The organism is Klebsiella sp. 18074 (assembly GCF_902705905.1).
Classification (GTDB): Bacteria; Pseudomonadota; Gammaproteobacteria; order Enterobacterales; family Enterobacteriaceae; genus Klebsiella; species Klebsiella terrigena.
Genome location: NZ_CACSIS010000030.1, coordinates 27,001 through 44,471 on the forward strand (window position 1 = coordinate 27,001; position 17,471 = coordinate 44,471).

17 protein-coding genes are annotated in these 17,471 nt (G+C 58.3%); 10 read left to right on the top strand and 7 right to left on the bottom strand.

Going from position 1 to position 17,471, the window contains the following annotated elements; genetic code table 11:
• Positions 1 to 34: 34 nt before the first annotated feature.
• From GVK32_RS23425 to GVK32_RS23440, 4 genes are read left to right on the top strand one after another with little or no spacing between them, the layout of a single operon-like run.
• Positions 35 to 1,054 carry an ABC transporter permease gene (locus tag GVK32_RS23425; protein ID WP_159872776.1) on the top strand — a complete coding sequence of 340 codons (1,020 nt, stop codon included), beginning with the start codon at positions 35 to 37 and terminating at the stop codon, positions 1,052 to 1,054.
• Positions 1,055 to 1,948: a D,D-dipeptide ABC transporter permease gene (gene ddpC / locus GVK32_RS23430; RefSeq protein WP_159872720.1), complete on the top strand. Its 894-nt coding sequence runs from the start codon at positions 1,055 to 1,057 to the stop codon at positions 1,946 to 1,948.
• Positions 1,948 to 2,934 (top strand): ABC transporter ATP-binding protein, encoded by a 987-nt coding sequence (locus GVK32_RS23435; protein ID WP_159872722.1) that lies wholly within the window; start codon positions 1,948 to 1,950, stop codon positions 2,932 to 2,934. Before ddpC ends, GVK32_RS23435 begins: the two co-directional genes overlap by 1 nt.
• Entirely contained in the window at positions 2,927 to 3,892 is a 966-nt protein-coding gene (locus tag GVK32_RS23440) for an ABC transporter ATP-binding protein (RefSeq protein ID WP_159872724.1), read from the top strand. The genes GVK32_RS23435 and GVK32_RS23440 overlap by 8 nt, the downstream gene beginning before the upstream one ends.
• 115 nt (positions 3,893 to 4,007) lie before the next feature.
• Here the strand turns inward: GVK32_RS23440 and GVK32_RS23445 are convergent, their stop codons facing one another.
• From GVK32_RS23445 to GVK32_RS23465, 5 genes are all read right to left on the bottom strand, one after another.
• Entirely contained in the window at positions 4,008 to 5,114 is a 1,107-nt protein-coding gene (locus tag GVK32_RS23445) for a fimbrial protein (protein WP_159872726.1), read from the bottom strand.
• Positions 5,115 to 5,131: 17 nt separating this feature from the next.
• Positions 5,132 to 7,630 (bottom strand): fimbria/pilus outer membrane usher protein, encoded by a 2,499-nt coding sequence (locus GVK32_RS23450; RefSeq protein ID WP_159872778.1) that lies wholly within the window; start codon positions 7,628 to 7,630, stop codon positions 5,132 to 5,134.
• Positions 7,631 to 7,708: 78 nt separating this feature from the next.
• Positions 7,709 to 8,374: a molecular chaperone gene (locus GVK32_RS23455; protein WP_159872728.1), complete on the bottom strand. Its 666-nt coding sequence runs from the start codon at positions 8,372 to 8,374 to the stop codon at positions 7,709 to 7,711.
• A gap of 72 nt (positions 8,375 to 8,446) precedes the next feature.
• Positions 8,447 to 9,043 carry a fimbrial protein gene (locus GVK32_RS23460; RefSeq protein WP_159872730.1) on the bottom strand — a complete coding sequence of 199 codons (597 nt, stop codon included), beginning with the start codon at positions 9,041 to 9,043 and terminating at the stop codon, positions 8,447 to 8,449.
• Between the two features lie 736 nt (positions 9,044 to 9,779).
• Entirely contained in the window at positions 9,780 to 11,300 is a 1,521-nt protein-coding gene (locus GVK32_RS23465; RefSeq protein WP_159872732.1) for an aldehyde dehydrogenase family protein, read from the bottom strand.
• Between the two features lie 262 nt (positions 11,301 to 11,562).
• Between GVK32_RS23465 and GVK32_RS23470 the strand changes: the two genes are divergently transcribed.
• From GVK32_RS23470 to GVK32_RS23485, 4 genes are all read left to right on the top strand, one after another.
• Positions 11,563 to 13,344 carry a sigma-54-dependent Fis family transcriptional regulator gene (locus GVK32_RS23470; RefSeq protein WP_159872734.1) on the top strand — a complete coding sequence of 594 codons (1,782 nt, stop codon included), beginning with the start codon at positions 11,563 to 11,565 and terminating at the stop codon, positions 13,342 to 13,344.
• Positions 13,345 to 13,479: 135 nt separating this feature from the next.
• Entirely contained in the window at positions 13,480 to 13,779 is a 300-nt protein-coding gene (locus GVK32_RS23475; RefSeq protein ID WP_159872736.1) for a helix-turn-helix transcriptional regulator, read from the top strand.
• Positions 13,780 to 13,788: 9 nt separating this feature from the next.
• The gene (locus GVK32_RS23480) at positions 13,789 to 14,310 is read left to right on the top strand and encodes a rhodanese family protein (RefSeq protein ID WP_159872738.1); all 522 of its coding nucleotides are present in this window, start codon (positions 13,789 to 13,791) and stop codon (positions 14,308 to 14,310) included.
• 129 nt (positions 14,311 to 14,439) lie between these two features.
• A complete protein-coding gene (locus tag GVK32_RS23485; RefSeq protein ID WP_045857751.1) occupies positions 14,440 to 14,619 on the top strand; it encodes a hypothetical protein in 180 nt (59 codons plus the stop codon).
• 67 nt (positions 14,620 to 14,686) lie between these two features.
• On the opposite strand, the gene stpA is transcribed toward GVK32_RS23485, so the two are convergent.
• Positions 14,687 to 15,082: a DNA-binding protein StpA gene (stpA, locus tag GVK32_RS23490; protein WP_159872740.1), complete on the bottom strand. Its 396-nt coding sequence runs from the start codon at positions 15,080 to 15,082 to the stop codon at positions 14,687 to 14,689.
• Between the two features lie 913 nt (positions 15,083 to 15,995).
• On the opposite strand from stpA, the gene alaE reads away from it, so the two are divergent.
• Positions 15,996 to 16,478, top strand: coding sequence for an L-alanine exporter AlaE (alaE, locus tag GVK32_RS23495; protein ID WP_159872742.1), 483 nt, complete (start codon positions 15,996 to 15,998; stop codon positions 16,476 to 16,478).
• 69 nt (positions 16,479 to 16,547) lie between these two features.
• Here alaE and GVK32_RS23500 read toward each other — a convergent pair whose 3' ends face one another.
• Positions 16,548 to 16,910 (bottom strand): DUF2002 family protein, encoded by a 363-nt coding sequence (locus GVK32_RS23500; RefSeq protein WP_041146845.1) that lies wholly within the window; start codon positions 16,908 to 16,910, stop codon positions 16,548 to 16,550.
• 215 nt (positions 16,911 to 17,125) lie between these two features.
• Here GVK32_RS23500 and GVK32_RS23505 point away from each other — a divergent pair, with 215 nt between their 5' ends.
• A complete protein-coding gene (locus GVK32_RS23505; protein WP_041146846.1) occupies positions 17,126 to 17,452 on the top strand; it encodes a DUF883 family protein in 327 nt (108 codons plus the stop codon).
• The last annotated feature ends 19 nt before the right edge of the window (positions 17,453 to 17,471 follow it).

Sequence of the window (17,471 nt, forward strand, 5' to 3'; positions counted from 1 at the left end):
CCGGGCAGCCATCGGCCCGGCAGAGGACGTCATGATGAGTTTCTGGGGTTTACTACGACAACGCAGCTGGGGACTGATCCTCGTCGTCGCTGGCGTATGCGCAATCACCTTTATTATTTCGCACCTCATTCCCGGTGACCCCGCGCGGCTGCTGGCGGGCGATCGCGCGAGCGATGAGATCGTGCGCCATATTCGCCAGCAGCTGGGGCTGGATCTCCCCCTCTGGCAGCAGTTTTTACACTACGTGAACGCCCTGCTGCACGGCGATCTCGGCACCTCTATCCGTACCGGACGCCCGGTGCTGGAAGATCTTAAAACCTTTTTCCCCGCGACGCTGGAGCTGGCGATAAGCGCGCTGTTTATCGCGCTGGTGGTCGGCATTCCGCTCGGCGTGCTCTCGGCGGTGTACCGCAACCGCTGGACCGATCATCTGGTGCGCCTGATGGCGCTGACCGGTATTTCTACCCCGGCGTTCTGGCTGGGGCTGGGGGTGATCGTTCTGTTTTACGGCAAGCTCAACTGGCTGCCGGGCAGCGGACGTCTTGACGACTGGTTTGACCCGCCGGCCCACGTGACCGGTTTCTACCTGATCGACTCGCTGCTGGAAGGCAACCTCGAGGTGTTCTTCAACGCGCTGCAGCACCTGATTCTGCCGGCCACCACCCTGGCCTTCGTCCACCTGGGGATCGTCGCCCGGCAGATTCGCTCGGCGATGCTGGAGCAGCTTAGCGAAGATTATATCCGCACCGCGCTGGCCAGCGGCCTGCCGAAGTGGACCATCGTGATGCGCTACGCGCTGCCCAACGCGCTGATCCCCTCGGTCACCGTGCTCGGCCTCGCGCTGGGCGACCTGCTGTACGGCGCGGTGCTGACCGAAACCGTCTTCGCCTGGCCCGGGATGGGCGCCTACGTGGTCTCCTCCATTCAGGCGCTCGATTTTCCGGCGGTAATGGGGTTCGCCGTGGTGGTGTCGTTTGCCTACGTGCTGGTCAACCTGCTCGTTGACCTGCTCTATTTGTGGATAGACCCGCGTATGGGTCGGGGAGAAAGCTAAGTGATGATGACCCAGGAACGCCCCGCCGTCGGCGTGAAAATCAGCCGCAGCCACGCGTGGAAACGCCGCCTGTGGCTGGTACGTAAAAGCCCGCTGACGCTGATCGGCGGCGGCATTATGCTGATCATGCTGTTCCTGATGATCTTCTCCCCGTGGCTGGTGCCGCACGATCCTAACGCCATCGATCTCACCGCCCGCCTGCAGGCGCCGTCGGCGATCCACTGGTTTGGTACCGACGAAGTGGGTCGGGATCTGTTCAGCCGGGTGCTGATCGGCAGCCAGCAGTCGATCGCCGCCGGGCTGGCGGTGGTGCTGATCGCCGGGATCGGCGGCTCACTGCTGGGCTGCCTCTCCGGCGTCCTCGGCGGACGCAGCGACGCGCTGATCATGCGACTGATGGATATCATGCTGTCGATCCCCTCGCTGGTGCTGACGATGGCGCTGGCCGCCGCGTTAGGCCCCAGCCTGTTCAACGCCATGCTGGCGATCGCTATCGTGCGGATCCCTTTTTACGTGCGCCTCGCCCGCGGGCAGACGCTGGTGGTGCGCCAGCACAGCTTCGTGGAGGCCTCCGTTACCTTCGGTGCCTCCCGCTGGCACCTGATCAGCTGGCATATTCTGCGCAATGCGCTACCGCCGCTGGTGGTGCAGGCTTCGCTGGATATCGGCAGCGCCATTCTGATGGCGGCGACGTTAGGCTTTATCGGCCTCGGCGCCCAGCAGCCCACCGCCGAATGGGGAGCGATGGTGGCCAACGGCCGTAACTATGTTCTCGACCAGTGGTGGTACTGCGCCTTCCCCGGCGCCGCCATTCTGATTACCGCCGTCGGTTTTAATCTGTTTGGTGACGGGATTCAGGACTTACTGGATCCAAAGTCCGGAGGACGCAGCTAATGAATAACCGGGTTCTGACTATCGATAACGTCCGCTTAAGCTTCCCCGTCTACCAGGGCGCGGTGCACGTCCTGAACGCCGTCTCCATGCATATCGACCGCGGCGAAATTGTTGGCGTGGTGGGCGAGTCGGGTTCGGGGAAATCCGTCACCGCAATGCTGGCGATGCGTCTGCTGCCGCCGGACAGCTATCAGATCCACAGCGGTCAGGTAACTCTGATGGGCGACGATATCCTCGGCGCTACTGAAAAAGAGATGCGCGCTATTCGCGGCCGCAGGGTGGCGATGATTTTCCAGGAGCCGATGACCGCCCTGAACCCGACGCGGCGGATTGGCAAACAGATGGTGGACGTTATCCGCCAGCACCGTCCGCTCTCCTCGCGCGAAGCGCGCGCCAGGGCGGCCGCGCTGCTGGCGGATATGCAGATCGCCGACCCACAGCGGGTGATGGAGCGCTACCCGTTTGAGCTCTCCGGCGGAATGCGTCAGCGGGTGATGATCGCCATCGCCTTCTCCTGCGAGCCCGACCTGCTGATTGCCGATGAGCCGACCACCGCCCTGGACGTGACCGTCCAGCGCCAGGTCCTGCGTCTGTTAAAACAGAAAGCGCAGGCCACGGGAACCGCAGTGCTGTTTATCAGCCACGATATGGCGGTCGTTTCCCAGGTCTGCGATCGGCTGTACGTCATGTACGCCGGGGCGGTTATCGAAAGCGGTTCGACCCCGCAGGTGCTGCATCATCCGCTGCATCCCTACTCCGTTGGCCTGCTGAACAGCGCCCCGGATAACGGCGAGCCGCGATCGCCGCTGAAATCGATTCCCGGCACGGTGCCCAACCTCGCGCGCCTGCCCGGCGGCTGCGCCTTTCGCGAACGCTGCTTCGCCGCCGGCGAGGGTTGCGGGACGGTCCCGATGCTGCGACCGATAGAACACACCGAACAGCAGGCGGCCTGCTGGTATCCGCAACGGGAGAACGCCCATGTCTGACAGGCTATTAACGCTGAGCGATGTTCATCTTAACTTTCCGGCGCGCAAGAACTGGCGCGGTAAGGTCGTCGAGCGCGTCTATGCGCTAAACGGGCTGGATATGACGGCCTATCGCGGCGAAACCCTGGGTATCGTTGGCGAATCCGGCTGCGGCAAAAGCACCCTCGCCAGGCTGCTGATGGGCATGCTCAAACCCTCTTCCGGCCACTTCGAGCGCGGCGGGGACCCCGCGACCGGGCGCGACGCCGGCAGCATGCAGATGGTCTTCCAGGACCCGCTCTCTTCGCTGGATCCGCGCCTGCCCGTCTGGCGGACCATCACCGAGCCGGTGTGGATCCAGTCCCGGCCCGGCGAGAAGGCGCGGCGCGCGCTCGCCGAGCGGCTGGCGCTGCAGGTTGGGCTGCGTCCGGAGTATCTTGACCGCCTGCCGCACGCCTTTTCCGGCGGCCAGCGCCAGCGCATTGCGATCGCCCGCGCGCTGTCGGCGAAGCCGGATATTATCGTGCTGGATGAGCCCACCTCGGCGCTGGATATTTCGGTGCAGGCGCAGATCCTCAATCTGCTGGTTGAGCTGCAAAAACAGCAGAACCTGACCTTCGTGCTGATCTCGCATAACGTCTCGGTGGTGCGTCATATGAGCGACCGCGTGGCGGTGATGTATCTCGGGCAAATCGTCGAGATGGGCGAAGCGCGCCGGGTCCTCGACGCGCCGTCTCATCCCTATACCCGTCTGCTGATGGATTCGGTGCCGCGAATTGGCGCACCGCTGGGCGACGCCCCGCGCAACACCGAGCTGCCCGGCAACCGGCATCTGCCGGAGGGCTGTTATTTTCGCGAGCGCTGCCCCTTCGCCAGCGCCGGCTGTGAAAAGCCGCAGCCCCTGCGCCCGCTGGCCAACGGCAGCGCCGCCCGCTGCTGGAAGGCGGAAAGCCTTGCCGTCACGGCGGTGATGAGCTGAACGCGGATATCGCCCGCAGATCGCAGCGGTTCTTATAGCCGCATCGATGACGCCGCATTCTTTCGCAGCGCTGGTTTCTCTGCGAGAGGATGCGCGGTAAAAGCACAGCCCTCCCTTAGTTATATTCCAGGGCAAAGGTCGCCAGACCATTGGCCCGCCCTGGCGTCACCCGGTCTCCCGTCTGCACGTAGCGGGCGCTGAAGTTGATATTCTCCGCGGTGGCGGCGCTGCTCGCCGTGATATGTTTCAGCACCGGCAGATTGCTGGCCTCGTTAATCTTTATCGGGGTTCCGGCAGAGGGCGCCGGGGCGGAGTTATTGCCGTAGCTCAGCTTGATTCCGACGCCGCTTGCCGCACCGACGACCTGGGCGAGGGCTAAAGCGTCGCCGATGCCGGGATCGGCGGTGACGCCGAAAAAGCCAATCCTGATATCGGCCGGGGTGCTGCAAAATACCGGAATGCTAAACGTCTGCGCCGCGCCGGCGACGGTCGTTTTGCCTTTGAACTCCGCCTTATTGACCGTGCCCAGATTGACGCCAATCGAGGAGCGGGTCACCTGGCAGCTGCCGTTGGCGCCAATATCCACGTTAAGGGCGGAGAGATCGATGCTGACCGGCGAGCTCTGCGTGTGGCCCGCGCTCCCGCTATCCTGCTTCTCAATATATAAATTACCCACCTGCGGCTGGGCCGCAACGCTGGTGTGGTTACCGCTGACCAGCGGAATATCGCCGGTTTTATAAAAGGTGATATAGGCTTTGACCACCGTCTCGCGCTGGGCGAGCAGCGTCGACATCTGCGCGCTATCGCAAACCGTCATCGACTCGCCTCCTGCCGGCGCGCTGCCGCCATCGATGTAGCGAATCGCGCCGCCTTCGCACTGAAAGCCCAACGAATAACCCATGCCGCTCAGCGCTGAGTCATAGACGTGCTGACCGTTAATCACCCGCGGCGAGCCGGCGGTATTACGCTGTTTATAGGTAATGCGCTTCATGCTCGCCGTCGGCAGCTGCAGATCGCAGACAAAGTGGATCCCGCCGCCGTTGTCCGCCATGGCGCTGGTCATTTGCGTGTTGGTCGGCAGGGTGGGCAGATACTTAATATTCTGCACGTTAATGGTCATCTGACCGACGCTGCCGCCGCAGCTCTCGGCCCATCCGTAATGCGTGTAAATTCCCGTAGCCAGCAGGAACAAAAACTGCAGCGTACGACAGCCGCTATACATGGCGATCTCTCTTCGGTTTATCGGCACAGGCCGCTGACGGTTTTTACCGCGCTTTGCCGTGCCTGGTGGTCAGCCAGATGAAAATGCAGCGCGCATTTTCGCGAGGTATTACGGTCGTCCCAGCTGACGTCAAGCGTGCCGTCATCCGGGATCCCGCTCAGATAGGCCTGCCCGCCGTCGGCGACCATTCCTGTCGGCGCGGCGCCCTCCGCCTCCTCTTGCTGGCGCAGATGCGCGCTGGCGCCAAAGGGGATCGGCCCGCGGCTATCGCGTAGGGTGAACAGCACGCGGTTGCCAATATGGGTTTGATAGTTAGCCAGCACCACGGAGCCGCCGCCGGGGATCACGGTTTGTCCCTGCAGCTCCACGTCGGTATCGTTGGCCATCGAGGCGGTATCAAGGGTAATTACGTTTTTGCGATAGACCGTGAGCGTCGGCACAATCGCGTATCCACGCCCGTCGGTATGCACGTTGGTGCCGTTCTGGATCGCCACGTCCGCCGCGCCCGGCGCCCGCACGATGGCAAAACTGTCGCCCACCGTTTGCCCAAGAGTGACGCCATGCGGGTGCGCCACCACCGAGCCTGACGCTCCCCACGTCAGCTGATTGCTGGCGCTGTCGTGCCGATAGCCCAGCTGGGCGCTACCGTAGCCGCCGTGATAATCCAGCCCGGCGCTGCTGTTGCTGCCCTGTCCGCCGTTCGCATAGCCCTGCTGCAGCGAGTAGTAGAGATTGGGCCGCTGCGGCAGCGCACCGTACATCGCGACCTGCTGCGAGGAGCGGCCGTTGCTGTCGGTGGTGGTGCTGTAGCTCACCGCGCTCTCCTTCAGCCAGCCGCCCAGCGGAACGTTGAGGTTCAGCGACCAGGAGCGGTCCGCCTTTTCGTCGTCGGACGAGCGGGTGTAGTAGTAGCCCACGCCCCAGGAGATACCCTTCCACGCGCTGTAAAAACCAACGTGGACCGTCTTATCGCTGCTTTTACTGTGCCAGTACTCCTGCGACCAGGCGGATATCGCCAGGCTGCTCGCCGCACCAACGGATTGAGAAATCGACAGCTCTTCACGGCTGCGCTTGTTATCCACCCGCTCGCTCGGGTCGTCGAGGGCGTTGGCTTCGCTGAAGTCATAGTATCCGCTCGAGGAGTAGCGGTAGCTGGCGAGGTTAAAGGAGGTGCCGGTGAGGGTAAAATCCTTCTGGTACTGCGCGCGAATCGAGTGCCCCACGTAGCGTTTATCACCGACGGTGGCGGTAGTGGCCCAGGTGACGTCGGTCCCCAGCGATCCCAGCTCGCCGAACCCGCGCCCCACGCCCAGCGCCCACGCCTGATACTTTTGCGCCAGCTGGCTGCCGCCGTAGAGGGTGAACTGGGCGGGGAGACCGTAAAACAGGGTGCCCTGTAAAAACTCCGGCGACTGGGCTGAATTCGTGCCCGCGTGATAGCGCCCGCCGCTGAGGCTAAATTTGCTCCGCCCTTCGCGCAGCATAAAAGGCACCGCGGAGTAGGGTTGGGTGAAGGTGCGTACCGACCCGTCGCTCTCCTTTACCTGCACCTCAAGATCGCCGCTTTGCGCCGTGGGATAGAGATCCTTAATCGCAAAGGCCCCGGGAGCAACGAAGGTTTCGTAGATAACGTAGCCATGCTGTAAAATGGTCACCCTGGCGTTGCTGTGCGCCATACCGCGGATCGTCGGAGCAAAACCGCGCATGCTGTCCGGCAGCATTTCATCGTCGGACATCAGCTGAACGCCGCGAAACTGCACGCTATCGAAGACCTCGCCGGTGGTGAAGGTATCGCCAATTCGCAGCAGGCTTTTGAGGGATTTTACATCGCGCTGCAAATAGGTGCTTTGGCTACTCCAGCGATAGTGCTGGTCATACTGCATCGCCGAGATATTACGCAGGCGCCAGGCGCCAAGGTTAACGCCGCTGCGTAAATTCAAATAGCTTGAGCGGCTGCGGTCCTCAGACTGCTGCGTTTGCGCCCCCGTCAGGTTGTAGTTAACAAACGCCGCCGCAATACCGTCATCCCAGCGCGCAGGGTCAACGTAGCCGCGGCTCTGCGCGTTCATTGCCGCCTGCGGAATGCTCAGGTTCAGGCGCTGGCTGGCAAAGTCAAAGCGGCTGCTGGCGTCGGGAATATAGCGCTCAATCCGGGTAAAGGTCTCCCCGTCCCGCAGGGTGTTGAAGGATGAAAAAGCGCTGACGTTGACCCCGAACTCCGCCAGCTGCGCGGCGGTTAATACCGGGCGTAGCGTCCCGCTATCTTCGACAAACTCCACCGACGCCTGGCCTACCTGCTGGTCGTTGAGCCAGATGCTCACCGGGTAGGTGCCGGGCTGCTGGCCGCCGGATTTGGCAAAATAGCGCAGGTCTGCGGTCTTTTGCTGCGGATTGGCAAACTCTAAGGCTGCCGGGTCGAAGTAGTCGTCCGCCCGCGCCGCGCCGCTTTGACAGAGGGTAAAAAGCAGCGTCGGAACGGTTGCCAGCGCTAACATCCCCCCGCTGGGGGCCTTCATCACGCTACGAGCATGAGGGATAATCGGGAGCTTCTTTTTCACAATATCCTGACCAGGCTATCTGTTAAGCGTGAAGGGCTACTGCTGGGCGTAATCGGTAATACCGCCAAAATCGTTAATGGCACGCCATTTAACCGTTCCGCTACCTTCGGCCGGCCACGTTTTATCGGCGAAAGGCCCCACCATTCCGGGTTCTATAATTTCTTTGCCGCCAACGGCAACCGTGAAAAATGAAACAAAATAGGGCGTCGGGTTGTGAACGGTTAAGCGATGAGCGGCCTGTTTAAATTTCAGCTGCTGCCATGCGCTCTCCGGATCGCCGTGCAAACCGTTTGGCCGATAGAAAATCTTAAATTTGGATTTAATATTGACCTGTAATTTATTCGCCTCCCCTTTTTGCGTCGGGGAAATACTTTTCACGTTCAGCCAATATACCGACTCGCGATCGCCGGGCAGCGGTGAGCCAATGAAATTAATACGCAATACGTTTTCCTGCTCCGGGTCGAGACGAAACAGCGGCGGCGTAACAATAAATGGCACCGGGCCTTTATCCGCTTCGGAATAATTCTCTACCCACGACTGCACCAGATAGGGAGAATGGTTATCGGCGTTGGTCACAGAAATGGAGGCTTCGCGCTTCCCTTCATGATAAATAACCCGGGTGCCGCCCATAACAATGCCGGCCTGAGCCACGGCGGAGAACAGGAAAAAGGCGGCCGCAGCCGCAGTGATAAGCTGCTTCATAATGATAACCATTAAACCAAAGTCGGGAATGCCGGAGGGAATGAGCAGGCCCGTTGCCTGCTCATGGTCGTATTAGTTGTAAACCATATTGAAGTTGGCCGTACCGTTTGCCGGGCCGACGGACACGGCGCTGGTCGAAATATAGTCGGCGAAGAATTGCAGATCGGCGGTCCCGGAGGCGGCCCCGGAAGTGCCGGCAGTCACCGCCTGCTGGTGCGAGACGGAGCCGAGGTTGATGGCCGTCGATTTATCATCTTCATACAGCTTAATCGCCACGCCCTGAGCGCCGCCGTTTACCGCCAACAGGTTGCTGTTGTTGGTATCGCGAGTGCCGTCAAACATCACCGCCACGGTGGTAACCGAAGCAGGACAGTCTTTCACTTTGATATGGAAGCCGGTTTTGGTGGTCTCTGAGCCCGCGCCGGTGAAATAGCTGCTTGCCCATTTGCCCAGATCGACGACCTGATTAGCGCTGGTGCTATCAACGTTGCAGGAGGTATCGGTAATCTCACCGGTGAACTCGACCTGACCGCCGGTATTCTGCGTGCCGGCGCCGGCGCCGGGGTTGACGGTCATTGCGGAGCTGGAAGGCTGAGAGGGGCTTGCGAATACTGCGCCGGACACCAGAGTACCGACAAGAATTGCCATAATGCGTGCTTGGGTTTTCATTATTTATCTCATTGCTAATATAGATTTAATACAGATAAAGCACAGCACCAGCCTGGCCTGTGAAAATCTGTTTACCGGGTCTCCTTGTTAATAATGCGTTCGTTCCATCCGCAGGTTATCAAATATACAAAGACAAATTTCACCTCAGCTGGTTTACTCAAAAAAGAAAAACCATTAAGTAAAATTTACAAATATGAATTTAACATGCACGAAATAATATTCTGCAAAAAAACAAAACGCAATATCTTGTTATGTTAATGAAATGGCATTTTACTTTACACATAAAATAAATATTAAAGATATTATTACTCTTGTTAATTTTTTACGCAAAAAATCCGTCACCGCGTCAATAAATCACAACAAGTGCGCGGATTAATTAACAAATTTAATCAAATAATCCTATCTCCCCCCTGCTTTTTCCATAGCGGCACAAGAGGCGCCCAGCTAAATTAGGAATTATCTTAGTAACCATTTTCTTCATTTTGTTATCAGTGTATAAATCATAACCATGCTAATAAATCACAATTACTGTTCTGGTGCCGGAACATATTTCAAATGAAAGCTGAACGTGAATATCTTTCATGTTGCCATCCCGGCCGCCGTGGTGCATTAAGTCCCCTACCTTCGCGCCGAAGTCATATTAATAGCGCGGGTAAACGGTTTAATAAAAAAAACCGCGCCTCAAAATCAGCGCGGGTTTTAGCAGGCGTAAATCACCGTGGGCTTAATTGCTCAGTTAAAACAGTCCTAACGGCGCGGTACCGTAGCTCACCAGCAGGTTTTTCGTCTGCTGGTAGGCGTTCAGCGCCATTTTGTGGGTTTCGCGCCCGACGCCGGACTGCTTATAGCCGCCAAACGCCGCGTGGGCCGGATAGACGTGGTAGCAGTTTGTCCACACGCGGCCGGCTTTAATCCCGCGCCCCATGCGATAGGCCAGGTTAGTATCGCGCGTCCAGACGCCGGCCCCGAGGCCAAACTGGGTCTCATTGGCGATCGCCAGCGCTTCCGCTTCATCTTTAAAGGTGGTGATGCCAATGACCGGGCCAAAAATCTCCTCCTGGAAGCTGCGCATATCGTTGCGCCCCTTGATCAGGGTGGGCTGAATATAGTAACCGTTATCCAGCTCCGCGGTGATGCTGGCGCGCTCGCCGCCGGTGAGGATCTGGCCGCCTTCGTCGCGGGCAATCTTAATGTACGACAGGATCTTGTCGAACTGCTGTCGCGAGGCCTGGGCGCCGATCATCGTATCGGTATCAAACGGGTCGCCGCGGCGAATTTGCGCCACTTTCGCCATCACCCGCTCCATAAACGGCTCGTAGATCGATTCATGAATAAGCGCCCGCGATGGGCAGGTGCAGACTTCGCCCTGGTTGAAGAAGCCCAGCACCAGCCCCTCCACCGCCTTCTCAATAAATTCGTCTTCACCGTCCATCACGTCGGCAAAGTAGATATTTGGCGACTTGCCGCCGAGCTCAACGGTGCAGGGAATAATATTCTCCGCGGCGCAGGCCATAATATGTCGGCCTACCGGCGTGGAGCCGGTGAAGGCGATTTTCGCGATCCGCTTGCTGGTCGCCAGCGCTTCGCCGGCCTCCTTGCCGAATCCCTGCACGACGTTCAGCACGCCCGGCGGGAAGATATCGCCGATGATCTCCAGCAGCAGCGTAATGCTGAGCGGCGTCTGCTCTGCCGGCTTGAGCACCACGCAGTTACCTGCCGCCAGCGCCGGCGCCAGCTTCCACGCCGCCATCAGCAGCGGGAAGTTCCACGGGATGATCTGCCCCACCACACCCAGCGGCTCGTGGAAGTGATAGGCCACGGTGGTTTCGTCGATCTCGGCGGTGCTGCCCTCCTGCGCGCGCAGGCAGCCGGCAAAATAGCGGAAGTGATCGACCGCCAGCGGCAGATCGGCATTCAGCGTTTCGCGAATCGGCTTACCGTTATCCCAGCTCTCCGCTACCGCCAGGTACTCGAGGTTTTTCTGGATGCGATCGGCAACCTCCAGCAGCAAATTGGAGCGCTGCTGGACCGACGTTTTTCCCCATGCGTCCGCGGCGCGGTGTGCGGCATCAAGGGCAAAATCGATATCTTTGGCATCAGAGCGGGGAAATTGCGCAATGTCGCTACCGTCCACGGGGGAGGTATTCATAAAGAATTCGCCGCCGAGCGGCTCGACAAACTTACCGTCAATATAGTTGCCGTAGGCGGATTTGAGTGAAACTAACGCGCCCGGGGTACCAGGATGAGCATAACGCATTGCAATCTCCTTCTTGTAGGGTTGAGGCGCAGCGGCGTATTGGTTTTTTGCTCTTGCCTGCTGCATCAAGGCTATTGCAGGGGTTATGCCAGTTTTATCGCACTTTAAAATAACAAATAAAATCATACAATTAACTCTTAACCTTCGTCGAACTCCCCCCTGCTGCTGCAGCGATGTTTGCTTCTGTGTCGCAAATCGCAACACACAAGAAACCGTAAAGCTACAATGTTGCAACATAACTCAGCCGACCATGAGGTGCTCCGTGCAAGGAAACCCGTTAACCCTCGCCCCGGAGGAAACAGCTAATCCGTTGCTCAGCGATTCGTGGTTTCGCAGCCAGCTGTATGGCCTGCAGCCCACGACGGATGATTTCCCGCGCCTGCGCTCCGGCGAGCTGGCGGATCTGCTGGCCAGCCATAGCGGGCTGCAGCAGCTCACGCAGCCGGTGGTTGGCTCCCTGTCGCGTAAAGTCGCCGACCTGCAGTCGGTGGTGATCCTCTCCGATGCCAGCGGCCTGGTGCTGCAAACCTTCGGCAATATGCACGCCATGCAGAAGGCGCAGAGCTTTGCCCTCGCGCCGGGAAATTTATGGAGCGAGAGCGGCCGCGGGACTAACGCCATCGGCACCGCGCTGGCGATTGACGACAGCTGCGAAATTGACGGCCGCCAGCATTTTCTCACCAGCAACCAGGATCTCTACTGCGCGGCCATCCCCATTCAGAGCCCTGACGGGCAAATTGCCGGCGTGCTGGATATTTCCGGGCCGGCGCATTTCCCCCATCCGCATACCCTGGGATGGGTGAAAGAGGCGGCTAAACAGATCGAGTATCTGTGGGTAAAACAGAGCCTGCACCCGCAGCAGTGGCTGATGAGCCTGCACTCGCAGCCGCAAAAGCTCGACAGCGTTGAGGAGCTGCTGCTGGTTTTTTCCGATAACGTTCTTACCGCCGGCAACCGGCTGGCGATGCGCGAGCTGGGGCTCGGCAGCGAGCAGCTGGGCCACATCACCTTCCAGCAGCTCTTTCCGCTGCTAACGCAAACCGCGGTCAGCGTTCCGCTGCCGCTCACCGTTCGCCGACAAAGCTACTACTACCGGCTACGCGCCCCCACCCGTAACGCCGTGGCGGTGTCGGCCCCTCCCACCGTCGACCTTCCCTTCGCCGGACCGCGCGAAGGGGAAAAAATGGTGCGCCTGCTCAACGCCGGCATCGCGCTGTGCATTGAAGGAGAAACGGGGTGTGGGAAAGAGTATGTTAGCCGAACGCTGCACCAGCATAGCCGCTGGCGCAGCGGTAAGTTTGTGGCCATCAACTGCGCCGCCATTCCCGAATCGCTGATTGAGTCAGAGCTCTTTGGCTATCAGCCGGGCGCCTTCACCGGCGCCAGTAAAAACGGCTATATCGGTAAAATCCGCGAGGCCGATGGCGGCGTGCTGTTCCTGGATGAGATTGGCGATATGCCAATGCTGCTGCAGACGCGGCTGCTGCGGGTGCTGCAGGAAAAAGAGGTGACTCCGCTCGGCGCCAGCCAAAGCACCCCGGTCAACTTCGCGGTGATCTGTGCAACCCACCGTAATCTGGCCCAGCGCGTCGCCGACGGCGAGTTTCGCGAGGATCTGTTCTATCGCCTGCGGGAATTTGCCCTGGCCATTCCGCCGCTGCGCGGCTGGCCGGCGCTGCCGGCGTTTATCCAGCGGCTATGGCAGGCGCTCGGCGCGGGGCAGCGTCGAGTGCTGCTGTCGCCGGACCTGCTGGATAACCTCACCCGCCAGCCCTGGCCGGGCAACGTGCGCCAGCTGCAAAGCCTGATGAAGGTCCTGCTGGCGCTGGCCGACGACGGCGCCCGCCTCGAGGTTGACGATTTGCCCGCAGAGTACCGGGCAGCGCCGGCACCCGCCGCGCCGCGCGGGCTGCAGCAGCACGATAGCCAGCTGATTGCCGATACCCTGACCACCTACAACGGTAACGTCAGTAAGGCGGCGCAGGCGCTGGGCGTGGCGCGCAGCACGCTCTATCGCCGGGCCGCGCGGTCGGGACGAAATTAATCCTCTGCAGGGCCTCGCGCCCCGCCGCCGCCGAGGCGTAAGCAGGTCAATATCCGAGCTGGCGTATGGCGCCTCTTTATTTTAGAATAATCTAAATTTAGATAGTGCTAAATAAAGAAAATGCTAAATAAAGAGATGAATACACCACAGCAGCTGCAGGTCAGCTCCGGGGAAGCCGCGGCCCTGTTAAAAGCCATGAGCAACCCCAACAGGCTGATGATTCTGTGCATGCTTTGCGACGCGCCGCACGCCAGCGCCGGCGAGCTAGCGCGGATCACCGGCCTGAGCCCCTCCGCCACCTCACAGCATCTGGCGCGTATGCGCGAAGAAGGCCTCATCGCCAGCAGGCGCGAGGCGCAGCGCATCCATTACTTCATCACCGATCCTGCCGTCCAGCAGATTATCGCCACGCTGAAGGCCATCTATTGCCCTTAAGGAGCCGTCATGACTATCACCGCCCTTTCTCCCGAAGAAGCCCGGACGCAAATCGCCCGGGGCGCCAGATTAATTGATATCCGCGACGCCGATGAGTATGCCCGCGAGCACATTCCTGACGCCGAGCTGGTCCCGCTCAGTGCCCTGAACGGCGGCGCGACGCTGCACACCGCCGCCGATGAGACGATTATTTTCCACTGCCAGGCGGGCTCGCGGACGCAAAACAACGCCATTCGCCTGCTGGCGGTCGCCGCGCCGGCGCAGGTCAGGCTGCTGGCCGGCGGCATTCAGGCCTGGAAGGCGGCGGGCCTGCCGGTCACGGAAGATAAATCGCAGCCGCTGCCGCTGATGCGTCAGGTGCAGATCGCCGCCGGCGGGCTGATACTCCTCGGCGTGGTGCTGGGATACGGCTTTGGCAGCGGCTTTTTCCTGCTGAGCGCATTGGTCGGTGCCGGGCTGACCTTCGCCGGTATCACCGGCTTTTGCGGCATGGCGCGGCTGCTGGCGGTGATGCCGTGGAACCGACGCTGATATCTACCCCCTCAGGTCAGTTGTCTCCTGCCGTTCGGCTGAGCTATGGTTAATATCCGCAATCGCGACGCAGGGTCACGGCAGGTAGCAGGATGAGGCGTCGGATTATTCATGCAGAGGAGAGAGATAATGTATTCACCTGGCGATCTGGTACAGCCGCGAACGGGCGGTCCAAAGCTTAAAGTGGTGGCCGTCAACGACGATCACATTGTCGCCGTGCAGGCCAGCAACGAGCAGGGCGAGAAATTTACCCTCAAAGCGGCCGACGTTACGCCCTATACCGAAGACGGCGATTTCGGCGTTTGCTGATATTTACGGTGGGTCGCCCCACCGTTATTTCCCCTGCCGCAGAGAGCCTGCCGCTGCGGGATAAATATTAAATCAGGAAGCTCTCCAGCGTTTTACCCGCGGAGAGGGCCCGGGCGATCGGCTTCGGCATGCGGCCCTGGCCGGTCCAGGTTTTTTCCAGACCGTTAAAATCGATAAAACGATATTTTGCCGGACGCGGCCGCCGCGTTTTCGTTCCCGACGATCTCTTCTGGCCCAGCAGCTCATCAGGCGTAATGCCATCGGCGATCATCAGCTCCAGCCAGGTGCTAATTTTTTCCTGATATTCAGCTTTCTGCGCATGGTCAGCCTGCTGCTGGGTACGTTTTTCTTCAGTGACGATCCTGAGCTTTTCCAGCATATCGTCAAGAGCGTCAATGGTGAATTCGCGCGTGATGGCCCGCAGCGAGCGGATATTATTCAGTTCCTGTAACATTAAAGACATAAATTTTCAAAAAACTCCGGATAACAAATAAAACAAAATAACGTAACCATATTAATAGCTGAGATTATTTATTACCACCTTTAATATCTCCGTATATACTCTAAATAATTCAAGTTGCAGGACGGCGGCAAGGGAGTGAATCCCGATGAGCTTACACCAGTAAGTGATTCGGGTGAGCGAACGTAGCCAACACACATGCGACTTGAAGTATGACGAGTATAAATATAGAAAGATAATCCCGTGGTGAATTAACTTATACACGGCCCAGGCGGCAGGCTTTTACGGGCTGGGTTCAATATAGCGCCAGGCGCTGCGAGTTATTCAGATTAGCGTAACGGCAAACCGCCCGCTTAAATTACTCTTCAGGGCGCATCGATGCGCAACATGAATATCCCTGAGCCGCGCGCCTGCTCCGTTATGCGTATATAGTGGGGATGCGGAAAGCCTTAGCATAATATCGCCAGGGCGAAGCGCGCTACGTCGACCGGTGCCTGCATAAGCATTCATTAAAGACGAATGAAAAAAAATGACCATAACAGCATCTTATGCTGAGTTATGCGCCATGAGTCGCCAAATAAATCTAAAAGTGATGAGCATCACGCTTCTCTGCGAAGATCGCGCTGACTAAGGGCTTCCCCATCGGCATTATCTTTTTCGCAACATAACAATAACAACACTAACTTATTGATAATTAACAGCAAAAAAGATAACCAGCATAAAACTAACGAAACGCTCAGCGAACAGCCTTCCACAGAGTATTTTATAGACAAAAAGCCATTAAATAAAAATTTGCAGCTAGTTGCCACCTTCAAGCCAGAGATATAACCTACTCGCATCAAAACATACAGTCCAAAAACGCTATAACAGCGCGCATTTTTTGGCGTAACCGACTTTATTTTCGAGGAGCATACCGATGTTCTCTGCGCAGTCCCGCTTGCGTCATGCGGTAGCAGACACCTTTGCGATGGTCGTGTACTGCACCGTCGTAAACATGATGATCGAGATTTTCCTCTCCGGAATGACTTTTGAGCAGTCGTTATCTTCACGTCTGGTCGCTATTCCGGTAAACATTATTATTGCGGTGCCCTACGGTTTTTACCGCGACCGCGCGATGCGCCTGGCGCGCCATATCAGCCCTTCAGGCTGGATGAAGAATATTGCCGACGTTGTCGCCTATGTGACCTTCCAGTCGCCGGTGTACGTTGCGATTCTGTTTGTCGTGGGTGCCGACTGGCATCAGATTGCCGCGGCGGTGAGTTCAAATATCGTCGTTTCAATGCTGATGGGCGCGGCGTATGGCTACTTTCTTGATTACTGCCGCCGTCTGTTCCGCGTGAGCGCCAGGCCAAGGCCTGAGCCGGTGACCAACCAGCGACTGGCCCGCGCCAGTCGCTAACTGTATCCACTTCCTTGTTATCATCCCTCAGCGGCAATCTGCCCGCGCGTTAATGCGGAAATCCGCCGGTTAACTATGGGACATCGTCGGCTGCGCTTCGCCAAATAAGCCACTCAGAAAGCGCTCAAGCGCAATACGTGAGCTGAATCCGTGTGGAATACCATAATGCTGTTGCGCATCACCGGCTAAATAGAGCGGGAACTGCTCGTAATGATCGCAGGTCTTGATATCCGAAGCGGGGTCCGCCAGCGTATTGCTGCGCTCTTTCAGCGCCGGATGAATAATTAAAGCGGTACGCCCCATGCGCGCTTCGCGGTTCACATAAACATAATTATCGCCACGGCGATAGCCGTACGCTTTTTGCGTCACAACATCCATGGTGAAGCCGGCTTTTTCAAGAACACGCGCCACCTCATCGGGTCTTAAATACATACTCATTCCTCGTTATCTTTTACCGCACATTTACCTTACCTTATTCTTGATTGGCAGGGCTTTCGGAAAATTCCAGAAACCACGATTTAAAGCATAATTCAAAATCTTGTCCTACACTTAATCGCTCTACTCCAAATAATTCAGGTTGCGTTGCCACAGTAGCGTAGGCACAACCTGAAGTATGGCGGATATCGATGATATTAAGGGAGAAATCAATGGCCAACCGTGTGAATCGCAACAATGTAGATGAAAGCGCTGAGGATATTCATAACGATGTCAGCCAATTAGCGGATACGCTGGAAGAAGTGCTGAAATCGTGGGGCAGCGATGCAAAAGACGAAGCGGACGCTGCGCGCAAAAAGGCGCAGGCATTGCTGAAAGAGACCCGCGCGCGCATTAACGGTAACAACCGCGTACAGCAGGCCGCGCGTGACGCCGCCGGCTGCGCCGATACCTACGTGCGTGACAAACCCTGGCAGAGCGTCGGCGCCGCCGCCGCCGTTGGGCTATTTATTGGCGTATTGCTGAATTTACGTCGATAATATAAACGTAAGACGAAGA